Here is a 23,211-nt window from a genome sequence, read left to right as displayed (position 1 = left end):
GGTTTTTAAATTTATTATTTAAACATTTTAGAAAAGTTCAGCTTATGAAAACATATCTTTTACTTTTTCAAAAAATGATTTTTCAGTTTTTTCAGGACTCGGAACAAAATGTTCGTCGTTTAGAGCGTTTTCAAAAAATTGTTTTTGCTCTTTATTCAACGTTTTTGGAGTCCAAACATTTACATGTACCAATAAATCTCCGCTTCCGTATCCGTTGATGCTTGGAATTCCTTTTCCTTTTAATCTTAAGATTTTTCCAGACTGAATTCCTTCTTCCAACTTAATACGAACTTTTCCGTTGATGGCTTCGATATCTTTCGAAACTCCTAAAACAGCTTCTGGAAAACTAATGTATAAATCGTAGTGAATATTTTCACCTTCACGCTTCAAAAATTCGTGTTCCAATTCTTCGATTGCTACAATCAAATCACCAGGAATACTATTTCCGGGAGCATCGTTTCCTTTGTTCGAAACTTTTAATTGCATACCATCGACAACACCAGCAGGAATTTTGATTGATACTGTTTCATCTTCCAAAATCATTCCTTGAGCATCTGCTTCAGATGGTCTTTTATCTAAAATCTGACCTGAACCGCCACAAGTAGGACAAGTTGACGCAGATTGCATTCTTCCTAAAATGGTATTAGTTACACGCATTACCTGTCCTTGACCGTTACAAGTCGAACAAGTTTTGTATGTTACTCCTTTAGCCTGAACTTTACGTTTAACTTTTACTTTTTTCTCAACACCATTTGCAATTTCTTCTAAAGTCAATTTTACTTTAATTCGAAGATTGCTTCCTTTAGCACGACGAGGACCACCGCCTCCGCCGCCACCAAATCCGCCGAATCCGCCACCAAAAATGTCACCAAACTGGCTGAAAATGTCATCCATATTCATACCACCATGGCCACCACCGCCAAATCCGCCAGAACCATCAAATGCTTGATGTCCGTATTGGTCGTATTTTGCTTTTTTTTGCGGATCACTTAAAACTTCATAAGCTTCTGCCGCTAATTTAAAGTTTTCTTCTGCCTCTTTGTCGCCTGGATTTTTATCCGGGTGATATTTTAGCGCACTTTTTCGGTAAGCTTTTTTAATTTCGACAGCATCAGCACTTTTTGAAATGCTTAGTATTTCGTAAAAATCTTTTTTCATAATTGAATAAATTCCAAATCTTTAATCTTAAACTTCAGTTATTAAACTTCTGAACTTCAAAATATTTTATTTGCATTTTTTAGTTTCCAGTTACAACTTTAGGGAAACGAATAATCTTGTCTCCTAATTTGTATCCTTTTTCAATAACATCAACAATTTTCCCTTTTAATTTCTCAGACGGAGCTGGAATTTGGGTAATTGCCTCAGCAAAATCTGCATTAAAAGCATCTCCTGCTCTTACTTCAATTTGCTCTAAACCTTTAGAAACTAAAGTGTTTTTTAATTTTTCATGAATCAACTCAACACCTTTTTTCAAATTCTCATCATCAGATTTGTTGATCTCTACAATCGCTCTGTCGAAATCATCTAAAACAGGAAGCATCGCTAATAAAACGTCTTGATTTGCTGTTTTAAATAAATCGATACGTTCTTTTGAAGTTCTTTTTTTGTAATTTTCAAATTCAGCAAATAGTCTCAAAAACTTATCTTTTTCTTTTGCCAAGTCTTGAGCCAATTGCTCTTCAACACTTAATTCTTCAACAATTAATTGTTCACCGTTGGCGTTGTTCTCTAACGTTACATCATCTAATTCCTGATCGAACTCTGTATTTTCCGTAGTCATATTACTTTTATTTTTAAAAATATTCTTAAACTTCATTTTTTATTCTTTCTGTTGGATTGCAAAAGTACTGCCAAACCTTTTAAAATGTCAAATTGTCACTTTATTAAAACTGAGCCACTTAAAAAACGAAACCTAACTTTTAAAATTTAGTATAATTTTAAGACTATTACGTTTTAGTTTAAAGTATATTTGAGTCTAAATTATTACCTATCAAAATTGAATTTAAGGGTTTAGCCTCGGCTTTATAAATAATTATTAATTCAAGTTTACCTTATATTAAAAAAAGCTTCACCTATTTTAGATGAAGCTTTTTTTTATTCTTTTGCCTTTACCAATCTAAGGCCTTTGACAAACAATTAATAATGATTGTTATTTGACATTTTTTTGCACGGGCGGAGGGATTCGAACCCCCATCAACGGTTTTGGAGACCGCTATTCTACCCTTGAACTACGCCCGTAACTCAAGGCCGCAAATTAAAGGCTTTTTTTTCTTTTCTACCAACTATTTCAGGCAAATTTTAAAAAGATTCAAGCAGATAAAGGCTGAGATTTATTAACACAATCACTTTCAGAACTTTGTGATTTTTTTATTTTTCATTCAAAACAAAAACTTTGCGAACTTTGCGAAATAACCGCAAAGTTCGCAAAGTTTTTTAAAAGTCTGGTTTTATAAAAACACAAAATTCGCAAAGCTTTGTGTTGATCTAGCTTTGCGAACTTTGTATTTTCTATGCGTGAAGTAAAATTAAATATTAGTGCACTTTGCAGTTAAAATCTTAAGCTAGTAAAGCAGCTTTCAATCCTTCAAAACCAACAGAAATTTGCTCTCCTGAAACTAAATTTTTAAGTGAGTACGTATTTGATGCCATTTCCTGTTCTCCAGCAATTACTGCAAACGGAATTAAACGTTTATCTGCATATTGAAATTGTTTCCCCACTTTTACATTATCTGGATACAATTCTACTTTTACATTTTCTTTTCTCAATTTCTGAATGGCTTGCGAAGCATATAAAGCTTCTGCATCTCCATAATTAATAAACAATGCTTTTGATGTTGCCGCTACTGTCTCAGGGAACAATTGCAATTCTTCCAAAACTAAATAAATACGATCAAGGCCAAAAGAAATTCCAACTCCGCTCATATTTTTTAAACCAAAAATACCAGTCAAATCGTCATATCTTCCACCACCACCAATAGAACCCATCGAAACGGTTTTTGGCGCAGCTACTTCAAAAATAGCTCCCGTGTAATAATTTAATCCACGAGCAAGAGTCACATCAAGATCTAATGTCGCGGTTGCCAATCCTAAAGTTGCCACATTGTCACAAATAAATTTCAATTCCTCAACACCTTTCATTCCCTCTTCAGATTCTGCTAATAGATCTGAAAGCTGACTAATTTTATCTGCAAATGTCCCGGTAAAGTTAAAGAGTGGCTGAACTTTAACTAACGCTTCTTCAGCGATACCTTTTTCTATCATTTCTTTCTTTACCCCGTCTTCTCCAATTTTATCTAATTTATCAAGTGCCACTGTAAAATCGATCAATTTATCCGATGCGCCAATAACTTCGGCAATTCCAGATAATATTTTTCTATTATTAATTTTAATAGTTACACCTTCTAATCCTAAAGAGGTAAAAACTGTATCGTACAATTGTACCAACTCTACTTCTTGCCATAATGATTTTGAACCTACAACATCGGCATCACATTGATAAAATTCTCTGTAACGCCCTCTTTGTGGTCTATCAGCTCTCCAAACGGGTTGAATTTGATATCTTTTAAAAGGAAATTCAATTTCGTTTTGGTGCTGTACAACGTATCTCGCAAACGGAACTGTTAAGTCATAACGTAAAGCTTTTTCAGAAATTTTTCCTGTAAATTTATTCAATTCAATTCTTTGACTCAGATCAATTGTTTCTGCCGAGTTAGATTGTAAAGCTTCTATAGATTCCGGTAATTCAATTTTATTTTTGTTGAAGAAAAAATTACCTGAGTTTAATATTTTAAAAATCAAACGATCTCCTTCTTCTCCATATTTTCCCATTAAGGTATCTGAATTTTCAAACGAAGGAGTTTCTATAGGCTGAAAACCAAATTTCTCAAAATTACTTTTTATTGTCTGAATAATATATTGACGTTTTGACACCTCTGCTGGCGAAAAATCTCTTGTTCCTTGTGGTATGCTTGGTTTTGAAGCCATCTCTTTTTTATTTTAGATTTCTGATTTTAGATTTTAGATTTCATATCTCTTAAATCGTGTGCAAATATCTTATTTTTTAAAATAAATAATGGTAGTTCGAAAACAAACTTGTAACAAAAAACGTATTTTCGTGACAAATTGGTCATGATGCTAAAATTATTTAAAGAAAATATCCGAATTGCTTTTGGTTCTATCAAAACACAATTATTGCGTACTATTCTTACTGTATTAATTATTGCGATTGGAATTACAGCTTTGGTTGGAATTTTAACTATTGTAACAGCTATTGAAAATACTGTTTCAACTAATTTTGCTTCGATGGGAGCTAATACTTTCAACATCAACCAATACGAAAACAATCTTAAAAATCGTGGCGGAAACGAACGTGAAATTGTTAATCCTATTATTTCTTATCCTGAAGCAGTCGCTTTTAAAAACAAATATAAATATCCTTTTACTGAAACTTCTCTTTCGTTTACGGCTTCAACAAAAGCAGAAGTAAAATATTTAGACCAAAAAACAGATCCGGAAATCACTATTCTTGGCGTCGACGAGCATTATATTTCCAATTCTGGTTTAGAAACTACTTCTGGACGTTCTTTCAATCAATTTGATATCGAAAACAATACTTACTCTTGTATTGTTGGTTCTGATTTTGAAAAAGGCTTATTAAAAGATGTTAATCCAATTGACAAAATCATTTCTATTCGTGGTGCCCGTTTTAAAGTTATTGGAGTTTTAAAGGAAAAAGGCTCCACTTTTGGACACAGTCAAGATTTACGTGTTTTAATTCCAATTCAAGTCGCACGTTCTTTATTTACGGCTCCAAAAATTAACTATACGATAAGTGTCATGGTTTCTAAAAAAGAGCTTTTAGACGAAGCTATAGACAATGCAACAAGCACCATGCGACGCGTGCGCAAATTAAGTCCAGTTCGCGACAATAATTTTGGAATTGGTCGTAGTGATGATTTAATCAATAGAATACTTGGAATCACTAAATATTTAGGCTGGGCAGCCTGGATTATAAGCATCATAACTATTTTAGGATCCTCTATTGCTTTAATGAACATTATGATTGTTTCGGTTACGGAACGTACAAGAGAAATTGGCGTTCGTAAAGCACTGGGAGCTACTAAAATTACGATTTCGGTACAGTTTTTTATAGAAACATTACTAATTGGACAAATTGGAGGTTTTGTTGGTATTATCTTCGGAATATTAATTGGATATGCTTTTTCTGCTATTTTAAATTTTGCTTTTGTAATTCCGTGGATGGCAATTTTTGCAGCTTTTGCAACCAGTTTTACCGTTGCAATTGTTTCTGGATTATATCCTGCAATAAAAGCTTCAAAACTTGACCCTATCGAAGCTTTGCGCTACGAGTAGTTTTTTTTTAGTCTTCAGTCTCAGTTTTCAGTCTCAGTTTTCAGCTTACAGTATTAGCCTGCAACAAGACTGAAAACTGAGACCGCGACCGAAAACTAAATAACCCCCTTTGTCATTCGGTCATTATTGTAAATATCTTTTCGAAGTTCTATTTTTTTGAAATCCAATTTTTCGAGTAAATTGGTCATTTCTTTTCCTAAATATTGATTAATTTCAAAATACAGCTGTCCGTTTTCTGAAAGATTTTTTTTAGCCAATTCTGCAATTTTTCTATAAAAAATCAATGCATCGTTATCCTCAACAAAAAGCGCCAGATGCGGTTCGTAATCCAGTACATTCTTTTTGATTTCTTCTTTCTCTAAATTTCGAACATATGGCGGATTTGAAACTATAATATCAAAATTACATTTCAATTCATCGGTTTTTAAAATATCCTGAAGTATAAAAGTAACCTCTACATTATTTCTAATGGCATTTCTTTTGGCTGTTTCGATTGCTTTTTTAGAAACGTCAATGGCATAAACCTCTGCATTAGGAATATTTTTCGCTAATGAAATTGCAATACATCCGCTTCCTGTTCCAATATCAAGAATCTTTATTTTCTTGGTTTTATCAGTTTTAGAATTTTCGTTAATAATCCATTCGACCAATTCTTCTGTTTCTGGTCTCGGAATTAAAACATTCTCATTTACTTCAAATTCTAAACCGTAAAAATGAGTTTTTCCTAATAGATATTGAATTGGAATCTCTTTTTTTAATTGATTCAAAATTAAATCCCAAACTACAAAATCTGTTTGTACAAAGCTCAATTCATGATTTAGAGCCAAATCGATTTGGCGTAGCTTATGTTTGTCTTCTAAAATTAAATAGAAAAAGCTCTCCGCTTCGTACGCATCGTAAAAAGGTGATAATTCTTTAATAAATTCTGTACGGTATTGTTTGATTCTCATTTTGCGTATTTGAGCATTATTTTCTAGCTAGACCAATCGTATTTCACTTCAACATAAGTATTGTAAAACCAAAATTGTTACATTCTCATTCTACAAAACTTTTAACATCCAAACGGGGCAAGAACTGTGCCCAGTATTTCCAATTGGAGCATCTAAATATTCAAAACCTGATTTTTTATATAATTTTTGAGCCGCATTCATAAATGGCATCGTTTCTATGTAACATTTTTCAAAACCAAAATTTCTTGCTTGTTGCAAACATTTATCCATCATTGTAGCACCAATTCCTAAACCACGAGTTTCAGGCAAAAAATACATTTTTTGCAATTCGCAAATTTCTGGCGCGCCGTTTTCTAATGGAGCTATTCCGCAACAACCTACAATTTTACCTTGTTTTTCAACAACAAAATAAACTGACTTTGGTTTATTGTATTCTTCAAACATTAAATCTAAATAAGCATCTTCATATGCTGTACCCACTTTTGGGATTTCCATTTCATCAAAAACCGATCGTATTAATTGAGCAACTGCCTGATTATCTTTTTTCTCAATTGCTCTGATCATCCAATTTTCCATAATAATTTATTCGTGTAACTTAACTACAAAAGTAAAAATAGTTTTTTGATAGTTCCCTTAACTAACCCGAAACTATCAGGATTAATCTCAAAAATAACTACTTTTGCACTGTGAATACACATGAAAAATATATAAAACGCTGCATCGAACTTGCTCAGAATGGTTTTGGAACAACTTACCCAAACCCAATGGTAGGAAGTGTAATTGTTTACAACGATAAAATTATTGGCGAAGGCTGGCACAAAAAAGCCGGAGAACCTCACGCCGAAGTCAATGCTATTCGATCTGTAAAAGATAAATCGCTATTAAAAAAAGCTACAATTTATGTTAGTTTAGAACCTTGCAGTCATTTTGGAAAAACACCTCCTTGTTGCGATTTAATTATTGCAAATGAAATTCCGAATGTTGTTGTTGGAACTGTAGATCCTAACGAAAAAGTTGCCGGCAATGGTATTAAAAAACTAATTGCTGCGGGAGCAAATGTTGTTGTAGGAGTTTTAGAAAACGAATGTAACGAACTCAATAAACGCTTTTTTACTTTCCACCAAAAAAGGAGACCTTATATTATTTTAAAATGGGCAGAAAGCCAAGATGGCTTTTTAGCACCGGAAAAAATACTTAATCAGGAACGCAAACCTGTTTGGATTACCAATACTTATTCCAGACAATTGGTTCATAAATGGCGAAGCGAAGAACAAGCCATTTTAGCAGGCACGCAAACTGTTGTCGACGACAACCCGAAATTAAACACTCGAAATTGGTCCGGAAACAATCCTGTTAGAGTTGTTCTTGATCAAAACAATCGAATTTCTAAGGAGAGTTTTATTTTTGATAACAGTGTCAAAACCATTCTTTTTACAAAATCAGAAAACCAGTTTTCGACAGAAAACACTATCTTTGAAGTAATCGATTTTAATCAAAATGTAATTCCTCAAATTATAGCTGTTTTGTATCAAAATCAAATTCAGTCTATAATTATAGAAGGTGGTTTACAAACCTTACAATCTTTTATTGATGCCAATATTTGGGATGAAGCCCGAATATTTATCGGAAAAATCAATTTTAATAAAGGAACAACAGCTCCAGTTCTACAAAAGAAAACAACGACCAAAACTTATATTCAAACCGACGAATTAATTAACGTTAGAAATCATGATTGATACTATAATTTTTGACTTTGGAGATATCTTTATCAATTTAGATAAACAAGCTACTATTTCGGGATTGCAAAAATTAGGCATGACTGAATGGAATTCGGAATTTGATCGTTTAAACCAATTATTTGAAACTGGCGATATCACTACTGAAGAATTTTTAGCCGGTTTTCAAAAAGAACTTCCAAACGCTTCAATCGAAGAAATCCTGGAAGCATGGAATGCTATTTTAGCTGACTTTCCATTGTATAGATTGGAGTTTTTACAAATGCTTTCTCAAAAATACCGTTTGTTTTTGTTAAGTAATACAGATTCTATTCATATTGAAACTTTTGAGACTAAAACTGGAATTTCCTTTTACAGCGATTTTTATCAGTGTTTTGAAAAAGTTTATTTTTCTTTCGAAATTGGAATGCGAAAACCAAATGCTGATGTTTTTCAATATGTAATTAACAAACACGAATTATCTCCAAAACGTACTTTGTTTGTTGATGACAAAAAAGAAAATACAGATGCTGCCGCTGCTTTAGGTCTTCATGTTTGGAACTTACAAGTAGGTCAAGAAGATGTTGTCGATTTATTTGATAAAAAAATACTATAGCTACAAAAAGATTTTTTGCCACAAATTTCACAAATTAGCACAAATTTTTCACGCAGATTTAAAAAGATTTGAGCAGATTAAATTTTGATTATTAGCTGCGCATATCAGCTTTAATCTTTTTAAATCTGCGTAAAAAAAATCTACAATAGCTGGTAAAAAAAATCCTTTTAAATCTTGTAATCTGTGGCAAAGAAATCATTAAACATAATTTAGAAATTTACTTTTGGAATACAACGACACTTACAAAACCATTGCTTTTGAATCTGAAGAAATACTTTTTAAAGAAAAAGGCAGTAAATTCTTTGGCTACGCTTATCCGATAGAAAGTGAAGATGAAGTAAAACCAATTATTGAAGGTTTAAAAAAACAACATCCGCATGCAGTACACTATTGCTACGCATATCAATTAGGAACCGCGCCAAAAATATCTTATCGTGCCAATGACGATGGCGAACCTAGTAATACTGCCGGAGCTCCAATTTATGGACAAATACAATCTTTTGGACTAACAAACGTTCTTATAGTTGTAGTTCGAATTTTTGGCGGAGTAAAATTAGGTGTTGGCGGATTAATTGCTGCTTATAAAACAACAGCACAAATGACGCTGGAAGTTTGCGAAATTATCGAAAAAACTATAGATGTTCACTTTTTAATCTCTTTTGACTACAAAAACATGAATAAAGTAATGCGTGTTATTAAAGAAAAAAAGCTGGAAATTACATCTCAAGAAATGGAAATTAATGAAGATTCTGGTCTTCCAATTGGCAAAATTATCACGAAAACACGAAAAAAAAATGCCGAATCAGTATTCGACATTTTTGATTTAATGTTTGAAATCGATATTAAAATTATATAAATTATTAGAAAAATACACCTCGTTTTAACAATTATTCAAGTGTTTTAAACAATTCTAAAATATAATCCGGAGGAGCAGTTGGACGACCTGATTTTAACGAAATAAATACTAAAATAAACACTGCAGTTGTTAATAACTCATTTGCCTCATTATAGATTGCGCAGTCAAATTCGATCTTAACATTCGACTGACTTTTGAAAGTGGTATGAATTGTTAAAAGCTCATCATAACGTGCCGATTTTTTATAATTTATTTGCATAGAAACGATTGGCAATCCAATTCCACTTTCTTCCATACTTTTATACGAAACCCCTTTATTTCTAAGCCATTCCACGCGTCCAATCTCAAAATATGGGACGTAATTTCCGTGATAAACAACTCCCATTTGGTCAGTTTCTGAGTAACGAACACGCACTTGCGTTTGATGATTTTTCATTATTTATAGATTAAAAAAATTAAACTTCCTAAAGTTCACGTACAACATTTTTTTATAAAATTAGATACCAAAATATTTTTTTTTACAGAAATTTGTTCACATATTTGTTATCCCGAAATACGGAATAAAATTGCTCCTATTTTATAAGGAGAATCTTTATTAATAATATAAAAACTTATCTGAATCTATGACTAAAACTGCTCAATCGGTATGGGAAAACTGTTTGTCCTTTATAAAAGACAATATTCAAGATCAAGCATATAAAACTTGGTTCGAACCAATCAAATCAGTTGAGCTAACCGACAACGCGTTATACATTCAAGTACCAAGTAAATTTTTCTACGAGTGGTTAGAAGAACATTACGTAAAATTATTAAAAGTTGCGCTTACCAAAGAACTAGGAAAAAACGCAAAGTTACTCTATAAAATTAAAATGGAGAACACTTATGGCAATAAACAACCGTTTACCGAACAGTTGCCAAGTGCCAACAGAGTGCCAATGAAACCTCAAGAGGTTGATGCTCCGTTTAAAAACTTAAATCCTGAGCTTAAAAATCCGTTTGTAATTCCTGGAATTAGAAATCTAAAAATTGAATCGCAGTTAAATGCAAACTATAGTTTTGACAATTTCTTAGAAGGGGATTCTAACCGTTTGGCTCGTTCTGCAGGTATGGCTGTTGCCAACAAACCTGGAGGAACATCATTTAATCCGTTATTGATTTTTGGTGGAGTTGGTTTAGGAAAAACACACTTAGCGCATGCTATAGGTGTAGAAGTTAAAGATAAATATCCTGAAAAAACGGTTTTATATATTTCTGCCGAAATTTTCACACAACAATATATTGATTCGGTTAAAAAGAATAATCGTAATGATTTCATTCACTTTTATCAATTAATCGACGTACTAATCATTGACGACGTTCAGTTTTTATCTGGAAAATCTGGAACTCAGGACGTTTTCTTCCATATTTTTAACTATTTGCACCAAAATGGAAAACAGGTTATTTTGACTTCGGACAAAGCTCCTGTTGACATGCAAGATATTGAACAACGTTTATTATCACGTTTTAAATGGGGATTATCTGCTGAATTACACCAGCCAGATTACGAAACTCGTATTTCGATCTTAAAAAATATTCTTTATCGCGATGGTGTTGAAATGCCGGAAGATATTATCGAATATGTAGCTCGCAATATCAAATCTAATGTTCGTGAACTTGAAGGCGCAATTATTTCGTTGATCGCTCAATCTTCTTTCAACAAAAAAGAAGTTACGATTGAGTTAGCAAAAAGCGTTGTAGAGAAATTTGTTAAAAACGTAAAGAGAGAAATCTCCATCGATTATATTCAAAAAATTGTGTCAGATTACTTTCAGTTGGATATTGAAACACTTCAATCTAAAACTCGAAAGAGGCACGTTGTTCAAGCGAGGCAATTAGCTATGTTCTTTGCAAAGAAATTCACAAAAGCTTCTTTGGCAAACATTGGCTCACAAATTGGAGATCGTGATCACGCTACCGTATTACACGCTTGTAAAACTGTCGACAATTTAGTTTCTACAGACAAACAATTCAAAAAATTTGTCGAAGACATCAACAAAAAACTAACGCTATAAACGCGCATCATGCCTGTAAAAGTTTTAATGGTTTGTTTGGGAAATATTTGTAGATCACCTTTAGCAGAAGGTATTTTAGCATCAAAATTACCCAAAGAAAATTTCATCGTTGATTCAGCTGGAACAGGATCTTGGCACGTAGGTCATTCTCCTGACAAGAGATCTATTGCTGTTGCCAAAAAAAACGGATTAAATATTCAAAATCAAAAAGGAAGACGGTTTCAAACTTCAGACTTTACTGATTTCGATTACATCTACGTAATGGACTCTTCTAATTATAACGACGTTATCAAACTTGCCAAAACTGAAGAACACAAAAACAAAGTCCGTCTCATTTTAAATGAATTATTTCCAGACGAAAATGTTGATGTTCCCGATCCTTACTTTGGAGTAACTAACGGATTTGACAATGTCTACCAAATGTTAAATGAAGTAACGGATATAATTGCAAAAAAACTTATCGAAAAGCATTCATAATTTAATTTGTATTTCAATTGTTCTTATATAATTGAAATACTTTTTTGTTTTTAAACTATAAAATACCTCAAAATGAAACTTCTAGGAAAACTATATTTAATTCCAACTACAATGGGCGAAAGCGATCCAATGGATGTTTTACCACAAACAGTAAAAAGAAGTATTGATTTTATAGATCATTATATTGTTGAAAACGAAAAAACGGCGAGAAAATCGATAAAAGCCGTTTCTCCTGAGAAAAAACAATCAGAACTAATTCTTTTTACGCTTAACAAGCGAACGGAACCAAGTGAGCATTTAGACTTCATCAAACCTTTATTAGAAGGAAAAAACGTAGGTTTAATGAGCGAAGCCGGTTGTCCTGGCGTTGCAGATCCTGGTGCTGTTATTGTAAAATTGGCGCACGAAAAAGGAATTCAGGTTGTACCTTTGGTTGGCCCATCTTCTATTTTATTAGCCATGATGGCTTCTGGAATGAATGGTCAAAGCTTTACTTTTAATGGATATTTGCCCATTGATAAAGACGAAAAAAAATCAGCTTTAAAGCATTTCGAAAAATTATCTCAAGATAAAAATCAATCACAAATTTTTATCGAAACGCCGTACAGAAACAACAAATTGGTTGAAGATATTTTGCAAATCATAAATCCTTCTACACATCTTTGTATTGCAACTGATATTACGTTACCAACAGAATTCATTAAAACAATGCGTGTCTCCGACTGGAAGAAACTGAAAGTTGATTTACATAATCGACCAACGATTTTTATTATTCATAAAATGTAAGCTAATTTTAAAATCATCGTGATGAAAAAGTTTTTACTTCTGGTTTTAAGTTTTGTTATCCAAAATGCATATTCTCAAAAAGAAAATAAAAAAATTTGCAAAACTCCAAAAATGCAAACCGAAGCTATAAACACTGATGATAATAAAATATATAATCCTTTAGATTTAGAAATAAAACCGGAATTTCCTGGAGGTACAGTTAAATTTCATCAATTTATTGACGACAACTATAGAAAAACGAACAAAAAACCAACTTTACAAGGAAAACTATTTGCTACTTTTATCATTGAAAAAAATGGCACATTAAGCGATGTAAAAGTTCTTCGAGATATTGGTTTTGGCACTGGAGATGAGTTAGTAAGAGTTCTAAAATTATCTCCAAAATGGAAACCAGGAAAACAAAACAATAAAGAAGTTAGAACTTTACATTCGCTTGTGGTACCAGTTGAACAATAAGATTTTGATTACTCTTTTACTCAATCAATCTTTCTCAAGATTACTACTCTAAATTAAACATTAGCAGTTTTACAATAGTGTCAAAAATAGAAAGGTATTATTCAAACTTGTATTATAATAATTACAGCATATTTTCTTCCTAAAAAACCAAAATCAAAGCTCTTTAAATTAACAATACATAAAGATACTTTTAACGCGTATACGTGAGTAAAAGAATTATTTTTATCGGATTCAAAAAATAATTGTTAAGCCTTAAACTTTAATGATTTAACCATTAAAACAACATCAAAAAGGGGAAGAAAAAAGAAACCTTCATATATTTTTAAATCATTAAGATTAACCTAAAAAATTAATATTTAAAATATATATATCATGAAAGCATTTCTTATTATTTTATTATTTTTTAGTTTAACAACGAACTCTTTTTCTCAAGGTGAAGATGCCAGTTCAAGAGAAAAAGAAAGTAAAATGACCGATTTACCTGCGGTTGTAATCAAAAGCGCAGGTAAAGATTTTTCTGTTTATTTGCCTGACAGAAATCCTGATGAAAATGTTAGAGCACTTCAACAAGAGTTTATTTCTTATAATTTAGGAAAAGACTACGAAGGTTATGACACTTATTTAGTAGTCTTAGAATCCCAACAAGGCTCCTTATCTGCAACCTATAACCATAATGGAAAATTAACCAGCGTTGTCGAAAATTATCAAAACGTACAACTTCCGGCTAAAGTTATTTACTCTATTTATAAAGATTATCCTGGATGGACAATTGTAAAAGACAAATTTCTTTACACACAAAAAGAAGGCGATATACAAAAAAAAGAATATAATCTGAAAATCAAAAAAGACAATGACGTTCGCAAAATTATAGTCAAACCAACTGGAGAAATTATCCAATAAAAATAATTTCAAAAAAAAGACATTAAAAAACAGCTACAAACACAAGCTTTTTTTTAATGTCTTTTTATATGTATAAAAAACAAGTACTTTTATAAATACAATTTCTGCAAATTATAATTATGAGTAAACTCCCAAATGTTAGCACTAGTATTTTTACCGTAATGTCTAAAATGGCATCTGAATATAATGCAATTAATCTCTCGCAAGGATTTCCAAATTTTCCCGTTGATGAAAGACTGACCGATATTGTCGCAAAACTTGCAAAAGAAAATGTACATCAATATACACCAATGGCTGGATTTCCGCCTTTGATGAATCAGATTGCAAAACTGGTCAAAAGTTCGTATAACAGAACCATTATTCCCGAGACAGAAATTTTGGTTACCGCTGGCGCAACTCAGGGAATTTTTACAACAATTTTGGCATTGGTAAAAACGGGCGACGAAGTGATTATCTTGGATCCTAGTTACGATTCATACGAATCTCCGGTTTTACTGTGTAATGCAAAACCTGTTCGGGTAGCTTTAAACGATGATTATACACCAAATTGGGAAACAATTGAAAAAGCTTGTTCCTCAAAAACAAAACTAATTATCATTAACAATCCGCATAATCCAACCGGAAAAATTTTAACTGAAGACGATTTTCTTCAACTGGAAAAATTACTTTCAAAATATCCTGATCTTCTTGTTTTATCAGACGAGGTTTATGAATATATTACTTTCGAAGAAAAACATATTTCAGCACATACTAAAGAATTTCTCCTGAATCGTTGCATTATGGTTTCTTCTTTCGGAAAATCATTTCATATTACAGGTTGGAAAATTGGATACACCGTTGCTCCCGAATATTTAATGAAAGAAATTAAAAAAGTACATCAATTTCTAGTATTTAGCGTCAACAGTATTTCGCAAGCCGCTATCAGTGAATATTTAGATATTGTCGATGTAAATTTGCTTGGTAAATTCTATCAGGAAAAACGTGATTATTTTCAGGAACTCCTTCAAAATAGCCGCTTTGAATTAAAACCTTGCGAAGGAACTTATTTTCAAGTAGCTTCCTACACCAACATTTCAAACGATGATGATGTCTCTTTTTGCAAAAAACTAATTATCGATCATGGCGTTGCCGCCATACCAATTTCTACTTTCTATTCAGATCATAAAGACCAAAAATTAATACGTTTTTGCTTTGCCAAAGACAATCTCACATTAGAATTAGCAGCAAAAAAATTATGTGATATATAAAGTTTTTCAAAATTTTATAACTTTATTATGCGTGCATCCTATTTATTTAATTAATATTGTAAAAAAAATAAAAATATGAGCTATACAGATAAAATGTTAAGAGATGACGCTTTAAAAGGTAAAGTCATTGTAGTTACAGGCGGCGGAAGTGGTTTAGGAAAGGCAATGACTAAATATTTCTTAGAATTAGGAGCTCAAGTAGCCATTACTTCTAGAGATTTAGAAAAGCTTAAAAATACTGCTAACGAACTTGAAACTGAAACTGGAGGAAAATGTTTACCACTTCAATGTGATGTTCGTCATTACGAAGAAGTTGAAAATATGCTTCAGGAAGTTTTAAAAACTTTCGGAAAAGTTGACGTTCTTTTAAATAATGCTGCCGGAAATTTCATCTCTCCAACAGAACGTTTATCTGCAAATGCTTTTGATACTGTTATTGATATTGTACTAAAAGGTTCTAAAAACTGTACGCTTGCTTTTGGAAAACACTGGATTGACAGTAAACAAACATCGGCAACGATTTTAAATATTGTTACCACTTATGCCTGGACAGGATCTGCATATGTTGTGCCTAGTGCAACTGCAAAAGCAGGAGTTCTGGCTATGACAAGAAGTCTTGCTGTAGAATGGGCCAAATACGGAATTCGTTCTAACGCAATTGCTCCGGGACCATTCCCTACAAAAGGTGCTTGGGACAGATTATTACCAGGCGATCTTGCTGAAAAGTTTGACATGGCAAAAAAAGTACCATTGAAACGTGTAGGTGATCATCAGGAATTAGCCAATTTAGCGGCTTACTTAGTTTCTGATTTTTCAGCTTATGTAAATGGAGATGTTATTACAATTGATGGCGGCGAATGGTTGAAAGGAGCTGGGCAATTCAATTTATTAGAAGCGATTCCTGAAGAACTTTGGGATCAGCTAGAAATGATGATAAAAGCAAAAAAGAATAAATAATTACAAGTGCTTACTAAATTCAGAATATTTTATTAAAACTATACTGATTGCACGAAATCCCGAAGGTTTTACTTTCGGGATTTTTTTATGTTTTTACCATATAAGTAATATTAGTTCAACGAAGTAATAAATTGTTTAAATATATGTTTGCTTAAATTTACTTATGTCACTTTTATGGTTTAATTCGTTAATATTTTTAAACAATTCAGTTAAATTATTATTTTTGCCAAACAAATATATAATATCAAATTTATGCTCATTATTGGAATTGCAGGAGGAACAGGAAGTGGAAAAACAACAGTAGTACACCAAATCATGAATGAATTACCAGACACTGAAGTTGGTGTAATTTCGCAAGATTCATACTATAAAGAAACTACCAATTTATCATTTGACGAAAGAGCATTAATCAACTTCGATCATCCTCGTGCTATTGATTTCGAATTACTGGTAAAACATTTAAAAGCTTTAAAAGCTGGCGAAACAATTGACCAACCAGTATATTCTTTTATACAACATAACAGAACTGACGATACTGTTTCAACTCATCCAAGAAAAGTAATGATTGTTGAAGGAATTTTAATCTTGACAAATCCGGAATTACGTGACCTTTTTGATGTAAAAGTATATGTTCACGCAGATTCTGACGAAAGATTAATTCGTCGTTTAAAAAGAGATATTTCAGAACGCGGACGTGATATTGACGAGGTTTTAACCCGTTATCAAAATACTTTAAAGCCTATGCACGAGCAATTTATTGAGCCATCAAAAGCTTTTGCAGATATTATTATACCAAATGACAAATACAATACCGTAGCAATTGATGTGGTACGTGCTGTAATTAATCAACGAATTTCATAATTTTTATCGTAAATTTATTCCATAGAAATTAGGAGCTATTTCCCGCTATACGTTTCAATCTTTTGTGCCGAACCACGGCACAAAAGTATTTTCACTTCTATCGGGGCTAGAACACCAATCAAATTTATAAGAAGTAATCTGTTAAAGAGAAAATGAAACTAAAAAATCCATATAAAGGTAAACGATGGTTTAAACTCCTAAGCAACAAATATGTTTGGGTTTTGCTGTTTTTTGTTGTCTGGATGATGTTTTTAGACAATTATTCCTATTTTGATCATCGTTTTTTAGACGGACAGATTAACGAATTACAAGACAATAAAAAATATTATCAGGACGAAATAAAAAAAGATCAGGAACAGATCAAGCAACTTAAAAATCCTGAACAAATAGAAAAATATGCCCGCGAAAAGTACTTTATGAAAAAAGACAGCGAAGATATTTACATCATCCAATTTGAAGGAGATACTATTCAAGACACTAAAGAATAATCAGAAAAACAACCAATGGCAACTACCCTATTCGACGATTTTAATCCGATTTCATCCAAACAATGGAAACAAAAAATTCAGTTTGAATTAGATGGAGCCGATTATAACGAAACTGTTATTTGGCATTCTCCAGAAGATATTCAAGTAAAGCCGTTTTACCATAGAGACGAATTCTCAAAAGCTGCCGTTGTAAAAACTGAAGCTTCAAATTTCAAAATTTGTCAAAATATTTTTGTTCATGATATCGACAAATCGATTCAGCGTGCTCTTAATACCATTGAAAGAGGTGCCGAAAGTTTGCGCTTTACGATCGAAAATGAAAAAACTAACGTAGAAAAATTATTAGAAACTCTTCCTTTAGAAAATAGAACTGTTTACTTTAATTTGAGCTTTATTTCAATCGATTTCGTAAAGCTTTTAGACACTATTTCGATTCAGAAAAAAGCCCTTTTTTATTGCAATATAGATCCTATTGGTCATTTTGCCAGAGAAGGTAATTGGTTTACAACATCTGATAAAAATAATTTTGAAACACTTGAAAATATTTCAAAAGCAACAACAAATCTTTCTTTACTAAGTGTCGATCTAGGTTTGTACCAAAATGCAGGTGCCAATATCACGCAACAAATTGCATATAGTTTAGCACATGCAAACGAATATTTAAATCGTTTATCAACTATTACTAAACCAATTGTTTTTCAAATTTCGGTTGGAACCAATTATTTCTTCGAAATTGCAAAACTTCGTGCTTTACGAATGCTTTTTAAACTAGTTGCTTCGGAGTATAATCCTGATTTAGAATGTCATTTTTTGGTAACTCCGACTAAACGTAATAAAACCATTTACGATTACAATGTAAACATGCTTCGTACAACGACAGAATGCATGTCGGCAATTTTGGGCGGTGCAGACGCTATTGCCAATTTGCCATACGATTCGTTGTACCATAAGGATAATGAATTTGGCGATCGAATTGCCAGGAATCAACTATTGGTTTTAAAACACGAAAGTTATTTTGACAAAGTTGATAATCCTGCCGATGGAAGTTACTACATAGAAAGTCTAACCATGCAATTGGCCGAAAAAAGTTTAGCTTTATTTAAAGATATTGAAGCTAATGGAGGATTCTTGAAACTTTTGAACGATGGAACCATCAAAAAGAAAATTCAGGAAAGTGCTGCAAAAGAGCAGGAATTATTTGACTCCAAAAAAGAAGTTTTACTAGGTACAAATAAATACCCAAACAAAGACGATAAGATGAAACATGATTTAGAATTGTTTCCTTTTGTAAAAATAAAACCTAGAAAAACTTTAATTACTCCCATTATAGAAAAAAGATTAGCCGAAAAACTGGAGCAAGAAAGATTAGAGCAAGAATAATATGGGAATATATTTTGTTGTTTTTTGGGTGTTATCACTCATTATGATAATTGCTTGTTTAATTTATTTGACGATTGGGATTACATATAAAAACTATAAAAAGATTTTTATAGCCACCGCAGCCTTCGCGCTAGGAATAATGTTTTATTATTTACCATATTATATAGTGATGAATAATATGCTTAAAGCCCTTAAAAATCTTCATTAGTATCCATATAAAATGAGAAAAGACCTTAGACATATTAAGTTAGATTTTAAAAGCAGTGAGTTAGGCGAACAAACGCATAACTCACAACATACAACTCATAACTTCACAACAGCTGAAGGAATTGAGCTTAAAAAAACTTATTCTGAAAAAGATATAGAAGACTTAGAGTTTTTGGATTTCGGAGCTGGTTTTGCACCCAATTTACGTGGGCCTTACGCTACGATGTATGTACGACGTCCGTGGACAATTCGTCAATATGCGGGATTTTCAACGGCTGAGGAAAGCAATGCTTTTTACAGAAGAAATCTTGCTGCCGGACAAAAAGGATTATCTATCGCGTTTGATTTACCAACGCATCGTGGTTACGATTCAGATCACGAAAGAGTTGTTGGTGATGTAGGAAAAGCAGGAGTCGCAATCGATTCTGTAGAAGATATGAAAGTACTTTTTGATCAAATTCCACTTGATGAAATGTCGGTTTCTATGACCATGAACGGTGCTGTTTTACCAATTATGGCGTTTTATATTGTTGCTGCCGAAGAACAAGGTATTCCAATTGGAAAATTATCAGGCACAATCCAAAATGACATTTTAAAAGAGTTTATGGTGCGTAATACTTATATCTACCCACCAACGCCGTCAATGAAAATTATTGCTGATATATTTGAATTTACGAGCAAAAAAATGCCGAAGTTCAATTCGATTTCTATTTCGGGATATCATATGCAAGAAGCCGGAGCAACTGCTGATATTGAATTAGCCTATACTTTGGCTGATGGTTTAGAATATATTAGAACCGGATTATCAACAGGAATGACCATTGATGAGTTTGCTCCACGCCTTTCTTTCTTTTGGGCAATTGGAATGAATCATTTTATGGAAATTGCCAAAATGAGAGCGGGTCGAATGATTTGGGCAAAATTAATTCAGCAATTTAATCCTAAAAGCGATAAATCTTTAGCACTTAGAACGCACTGCCAAACCAGCGGTTGGAGTTTAACAGAACAAGATCCTTTTAATAATGTGGCTCGTACTTGTATTGAAGCAACAGCGGCAGCTTTTGGCGGAACACAATCTTTGCATACTAATGCATTAGACGAAGCAATTGCTCTACCAACTGATTTTTCGGCAAGAATTGCACGAAATACGCAGATCTTTTTACAAGAAGAAACTAAAATTACTAAAACCGTTGATCCGTGGGCCGGCAGTTATTATGTTGAAAGCTTAACGAACGAAATTCTAGAAAGTACCTGGAAACTTATTGAAGAAGTAGAAGAATTAGGCGGAATGACAAAAGCGATTGAAGCTGGAATTCCAAAACTTAGAATTGAAGAGGCTGCCGCAAGAAAACAAGCGCGAATAGATAGCGGTCAAGATATTATTGTTGGCGTAAATAAATATCGATTAGAAAAAGAAGATCCGTTACATATTTTGGATGTAGACAACCAAATGGTTCGTAAACAACAAATTGAACGTCTTATAGAGATAAAAGAAAAAAGAAATACCGAAAAAGTAAATGAGTCACTAGAAAAATTAATTCTTTGTGCCAAAACTGGTCAGGGAAACTTACTTGAAATTGCAATTGAAGCTGCTCGAGAAAGAGCAACTTTAGGTGAAATTAGCGATGCTCTGGAAAGTGTTTTTGGCAGATACAAAGCACAAATTAAATCCTTTAGCGGTGTGTATAGTGCAGCAATAAAAAATGACGAAAATTTTGAAAAAGCAAAACAGCTAGCTGATGCTTTTGCAAAACAAGAAGGAAGACGCCCAAGAATAATGATTGCCAAAATGGGGCAAGACGGGCATGATCGCGGCGCAAAAGTGGTAGCAACTGGTTATGCCGATGTTGGTTTTGATGTAGACATTGGCCCACTTTTTCAAACTCCTGCAGAAGCAGCAAAACAAGCCGTTGAAAATGATGTACACATTTTAGGTGTTTCATCTTTGGCAGCTGGTCACAAAACATTAGTTCCTCAGGTAATAGAAGAACTTAAAAAACATGGAAGAGAAGACATCATGGTTATTGTTGGAGGTGTAATTCCTGCGCAAGATTATCAATTTTTATTTGATGCAGGAGCAGTTGCCGTTTTTGGACCCGGAACAAAAATAAGCGAAGCAGCAATTAAAATTTTAGAAATTTTGATTGACTAGATGACCTCCTAAAATAAAAAAGCCAGCATTAAAATAATGCTGGCTTTTTTATAAAGTATAAATCTCCTTATATATTATGTATTGTCGCATTACTATCTGCTTCAATATGAGAAAGATCATAACCTCCAAAGGCTTTCATGTAACTTCTTAACGAAGTTCCAAAAGCATCTCTAAAATATCTGTTCCCTTTATTTTTGAAGAAGTTTTTTACAGAGCCTGCTCCTCCAAGATGTGCAGCTGCTAAAATACCAGATTCGGTAATTTCAACACCGGCAACCATTTTTCCTTCATACCTCTCGATTTCATTACGTAAAATCCATTTATTTTTGGATAATAATGCAATAAAAGCTTTTTCTTGTAATGCAGGATCTTTTAAGAAGGCTTTGCTGTTTCTAACACCAACAGATTTTAAAGCTTGGATACCAAATTGGTATTTTCCCATATAACCAAGTGAATTTACCAAACGGTATTTTCCTTGAGATTCTTTAAAAGCTACTGCTTCTTTAAAACTTATAAGGCGTTTTTTAGTAAATAGGACATTTACTTGTTTTACTTCAGGATAATCATCCTCTTCTAGCGATGGAAATAAGTATTCTGATCCATCTGTTTTTTCAATTAAAAACCAAGGTTTGGTTTCTCGATTAAAGGGTTTAAACCCCACACTTAAAAATGTAATAATAACGATCAAACTCGCATAAAAATACCACTTCTTTATCATAAATTGTTTTTCTTCAAAACGCTATCACCTTTTTGAAATTTCTACGGTGCAAAGATAATAAAAACAAAATAATACTAATAATCAATAAGTTACAATATTTTAAAAATATAAGGCATATGCTTTAAGCCCTTTATTAGCGGAGTATTCGAGCGTTGGAGCGGGAATTTTAATTGTGTTAAAAATAGAGAAAACAGTCTTTAAAAAATGTGATTTTGTGTCAATTTTAGCTAAATTAACATCTAAACTAAGATAAAACTGACGAAATCTTTCGGGGTTTTGGATAGAATTAACATTATCATTTTGTAAATTTCCCGTTAACATTCCATCAGCTCCATATCCAAAAGCAACATTTAACCACTTCGGAATTTTTGTTTCTTTGGCAAAAGAATGAAGATTTACTGAGAGCCAATAAGTTTGTCCATTGTAATCTTTTAAGAGCTGTTCATTTAATGAGCTTCCTAAAGATTCTGGTCTTAAATTTGCGTAATGTGTGGTATGAAAAGAAAATTTTGGAGTAATTCGTTGTTCTCTCCAAAGTAATTCCTGAGAAACATATAATGCTGTTCCAGTTGCATTAGCAATAATATCTCCTGATGAAGCTCCCCATTCTGATGAAAAACCATCTAAAACTTCGACAGCAGTTAAAAAAGCAAATCCTAAAGTTGCACCATAAACAAGCTGATTTTTTTGACTTGCACCACTCCAATTCATCATTTCGGCACCAAATCTGCCCAAATGATATGCAGAATACATATGTCCAACTTTATCCATTTGAAGCCATTCATTATTATCATTTATAAAATGAAAATTCGAACGCGGATAATCAGCGTACCAAAGTTGGTTTAAGCCTAATAAAGTAACTGAGGCCAAAGTGGCCTCAGTTACTATTACTGTATTTTGTCTTTTTTTATTTAAAGTATCAGAAGGCGTTAAAAAGCTTTCAAATTTGTTTTGCGCCCTAATGGAGTAAAAACTCGATAAAAATAAAACCGATAAGAGAACTTTTCCTTTAAAATCCAAA

General features: G+C 32.6%; 23 protein-coding genes and 1 tRNA gene. 15 read left to right on the top strand and 9 right to left on the bottom strand.

Annotation, left to right across the window (positions count from 1 at the left end; genetic code table 11):
• Positions 1 to 42 precede the first annotated feature (42 nt).
• The 4 genes from dnaJ to hisS all read right to left on the bottom strand — a co-directional run bounded on the left by dnaJ (position 43) and on the right by hisS (position 3,984).
• Positions 43 to 1,158 (bottom strand): molecular chaperone DnaJ, encoded by a 1,116-nt coding sequence (dnaJ, locus tag IW18_RS07750; protein WP_041517025.1) that lies wholly within the window; start codon positions 1,156 to 1,158, stop codon positions 43 to 45.
• 79 nt (positions 1,159 to 1,237) lie between these two features.
• Positions 1,238 to 1,816 (bottom strand): nucleotide exchange factor GrpE, encoded by a 579-nt coding sequence (locus IW18_RS07745; RefSeq protein WP_041517024.1) that lies wholly within the window; start codon positions 1,814 to 1,816, stop codon positions 1,238 to 1,240.
• Positions 1,817 to 2,167: 351 nt separating this feature from the next.
• Positions 2,168 to 2,238 (bottom strand) — tRNA-Trp (locus tag IW18_RS07740).
• Between the two features lie 318 nt (positions 2,239 to 2,556).
• A complete protein-coding gene (gene hisS / locus IW18_RS07735; RefSeq protein WP_041517023.1) occupies positions 2,557 to 3,984 on the bottom strand; it encodes a histidine--tRNA ligase in 1,428 nt (475 codons plus the stop codon).
• A gap of 144 nt (positions 3,985 to 4,128) precedes the next feature.
• Here hisS and IW18_RS07730 point away from each other — a divergent pair, with 144 nt between their 5' ends.
• The gene (locus IW18_RS07730) at positions 4,129 to 5,373 is read left to right on the top strand and encodes an ABC transporter permease (RefSeq protein ID WP_041517022.1); all 1,245 of its coding nucleotides are present in this window, start codon (positions 4,129 to 4,131) and stop codon (positions 5,371 to 5,373) included.
• Positions 5,374 to 5,468: 95 nt separating this feature from the next.
• On the opposite strand, the gene prmC is transcribed toward IW18_RS07730, so the two are convergent.
• Both prmC and IW18_RS07720 read right to left on the bottom strand, forming a co-directional pair.
• Positions 5,469 to 6,323, bottom strand: coding sequence for a peptide chain release factor N(5)-glutamine methyltransferase (gene prmC, locus IW18_RS07725; RefSeq protein ID WP_041517021.1), 855 nt, complete (start codon positions 6,321 to 6,323; stop codon positions 5,469 to 5,471).
• A gap of 90 nt (positions 6,324 to 6,413) precedes the next feature.
• Positions 6,414 to 6,899 (bottom strand): GNAT family N-acetyltransferase, encoded by a 486-nt coding sequence (locus IW18_RS07720; protein WP_041517020.1) that lies wholly within the window; start codon positions 6,897 to 6,899, stop codon positions 6,414 to 6,416.
• A gap of 110 nt (positions 6,900 to 7,009) precedes the next feature.
• On the opposite strand from IW18_RS07720, the gene ribD reads away from it, so the two are divergent.
• The 3 genes from ribD (at position 7,010) to IW18_RS07705 (ending at position 9,510) form a co-directional block, all read left to right on the top strand.
• Positions 7,010 to 8,059, top strand: coding sequence for a bifunctional diaminohydroxyphosphoribosylaminopyrimidine deaminase/5-amino-6-(5-phosphoribosylamino)uracil reductase RibD (gene ribD, locus IW18_RS07715; protein WP_041517019.1), 1,050 nt, complete (start codon positions 7,010 to 7,012; stop codon positions 8,057 to 8,059).
• A complete protein-coding gene (locus IW18_RS07710; RefSeq protein WP_041517018.1) occupies positions 8,052 to 8,654 on the top strand; it encodes an HAD family hydrolase in 603 nt (200 codons plus the stop codon). The genes ribD and IW18_RS07710 overlap by 8 nt, the downstream gene beginning before the upstream one ends.
• A gap of 223 nt (positions 8,655 to 8,877) precedes the next feature.
• Positions 8,878 to 9,510, top strand: a complete 633-nt coding sequence (locus IW18_RS07705) for an IMPACT family protein (RefSeq protein WP_041517017.1) — start codon at positions 8,878 to 8,880, stop codon at positions 9,508 to 9,510.
• A 31-nt stretch (positions 9,511 to 9,541) separates the two neighbouring features.
• Here the strand turns inward: IW18_RS07705 and IW18_RS07700 are convergent, their stop codons facing one another.
• Entirely contained in the window at positions 9,542 to 9,946 is a 405-nt protein-coding gene (locus IW18_RS07700; protein ID WP_041517016.1) for an acyl-CoA thioesterase, read from the bottom strand.
• A 187-nt stretch (positions 9,947 to 10,133) separates the two neighbouring features.
• Between IW18_RS07700 and dnaA the strand changes: the two genes are divergently transcribed.
• The 11 genes from dnaA (at position 10,134) to scpA (ending at position 21,472) form a co-directional block, all read left to right on the top strand.
• A complete protein-coding gene (gene dnaA, locus IW18_RS07695) occupies positions 10,134 to 11,561 on the top strand; it encodes a chromosomal replication initiator protein DnaA (protein ID WP_041517015.1) in 1,428 nt (475 codons plus the stop codon).
• 9 nt (positions 11,562 to 11,570) lie between these two features.
• Entirely contained in the window at positions 11,571 to 12,038 is a 468-nt protein-coding gene (locus IW18_RS07690; protein ID WP_041517014.1) for a low molecular weight protein-tyrosine-phosphatase, read from the top strand.
• A gap of 72 nt (positions 12,039 to 12,110) precedes the next feature.
• On the top strand, positions 12,111 to 12,824 hold the full coding sequence (locus tag IW18_RS07685) for an SAM-dependent methyltransferase (protein WP_041517013.1): 714 nt from the start codon (positions 12,111 to 12,113) through the stop codon (positions 12,822 to 12,824).
• A gap of 21 nt (positions 12,825 to 12,845) precedes the next feature.
• Positions 12,846 to 13,280 carry an energy transducer TonB gene (locus IW18_RS07680; protein WP_052480113.1) on the top strand — a complete coding sequence of 145 codons (435 nt, stop codon included), beginning with the start codon at positions 12,846 to 12,848 and terminating at the stop codon, positions 13,278 to 13,280.
• 372 nt (positions 13,281 to 13,652) lie between these two features.
• Positions 13,653 to 14,180, top strand: coding sequence for a hypothetical protein (locus IW18_RS07675; RefSeq protein WP_041517012.1), 528 nt, complete (start codon positions 13,653 to 13,655; stop codon positions 14,178 to 14,180).
• Positions 14,181 to 14,299: 119 nt separating this feature from the next.
• The gene (locus IW18_RS07670) at positions 14,300 to 15,427 is read left to right on the top strand and encodes a methionine aminotransferase (protein WP_041517011.1); all 1,128 of its coding nucleotides are present in this window, start codon (positions 14,300 to 14,302) and stop codon (positions 15,425 to 15,427) included.
• A gap of 75 nt (positions 15,428 to 15,502) precedes the next feature.
• On the top strand, positions 15,503 to 16,384 hold the full coding sequence (locus IW18_RS07665; RefSeq protein WP_041517010.1) for an SDR family oxidoreductase: 882 nt from the start codon (positions 15,503 to 15,505) through the stop codon (positions 16,382 to 16,384).
• A 252-nt stretch (positions 16,385 to 16,636) separates the two neighbouring features.
• Entirely contained in the window at positions 16,637 to 17,245 is a 609-nt protein-coding gene (gene udk / locus IW18_RS07660) for a uridine kinase (RefSeq protein ID WP_041517009.1), read from the top strand.
• Between the two features lie 152 nt (positions 17,246 to 17,397).
• Entirely contained in the window at positions 17,398 to 17,733 is a 336-nt protein-coding gene (locus IW18_RS07655; protein ID WP_041517008.1) for an FtsB family cell division protein, read from the top strand.
• 15 nt (positions 17,734 to 17,748) lie between these two features.
• Positions 17,749 to 19,113: a methylmalonyl-CoA mutase subunit beta gene (locus tag IW18_RS07650; protein ID WP_041517007.1), complete on the top strand. Its 1,365-nt coding sequence runs from the start codon at positions 17,749 to 17,751 to the stop codon at positions 19,111 to 19,113.
• 220 nt (positions 19,114 to 19,333) lie between these two features.
• Positions 19,334 to 21,472, top strand: a complete 2,139-nt coding sequence (scpA, locus tag IW18_RS07645; protein WP_041517006.1) for a methylmalonyl-CoA mutase — start codon at positions 19,334 to 19,336, stop codon at positions 21,470 to 21,472.
• Positions 21,473 to 21,539: 67 nt separating this feature from the next.
• On the opposite strand, the gene IW18_RS07640 is transcribed toward scpA, so the two are convergent.
• Both IW18_RS07640 and IW18_RS07635 read right to left on the bottom strand, forming a co-directional pair.
• Positions 21,540 to 22,190 (bottom strand): hypothetical protein, encoded by a 651-nt coding sequence (locus IW18_RS07640; protein ID WP_041517005.1) that lies wholly within the window; start codon positions 22,188 to 22,190, stop codon positions 21,540 to 21,542.
• A 99-nt stretch (positions 22,191 to 22,289) separates the two neighbouring features.
• The gene (locus IW18_RS07635; RefSeq protein WP_041517004.1) at positions 22,290 to 23,210 is read right to left on the bottom strand and encodes a DUF2279 domain-containing protein; all 921 of its coding nucleotides are present in this window, start codon (positions 23,208 to 23,210) and stop codon (positions 22,290 to 22,292) included.
• Position 23,211: the final 1 nt, after the last annotated feature.

Source organism: Flavobacterium hibernum, assembly GCF_000832125.1.
GTDB lineage: Bacteria > Bacteroidota > Bacteroidia > Flavobacteriales > Flavobacteriaceae > Flavobacterium > Flavobacterium hibernum.
Note: the sequence above shows the minus strand (reverse complement) of the source record. Positions and strands in the feature narration are given on the sequence as shown.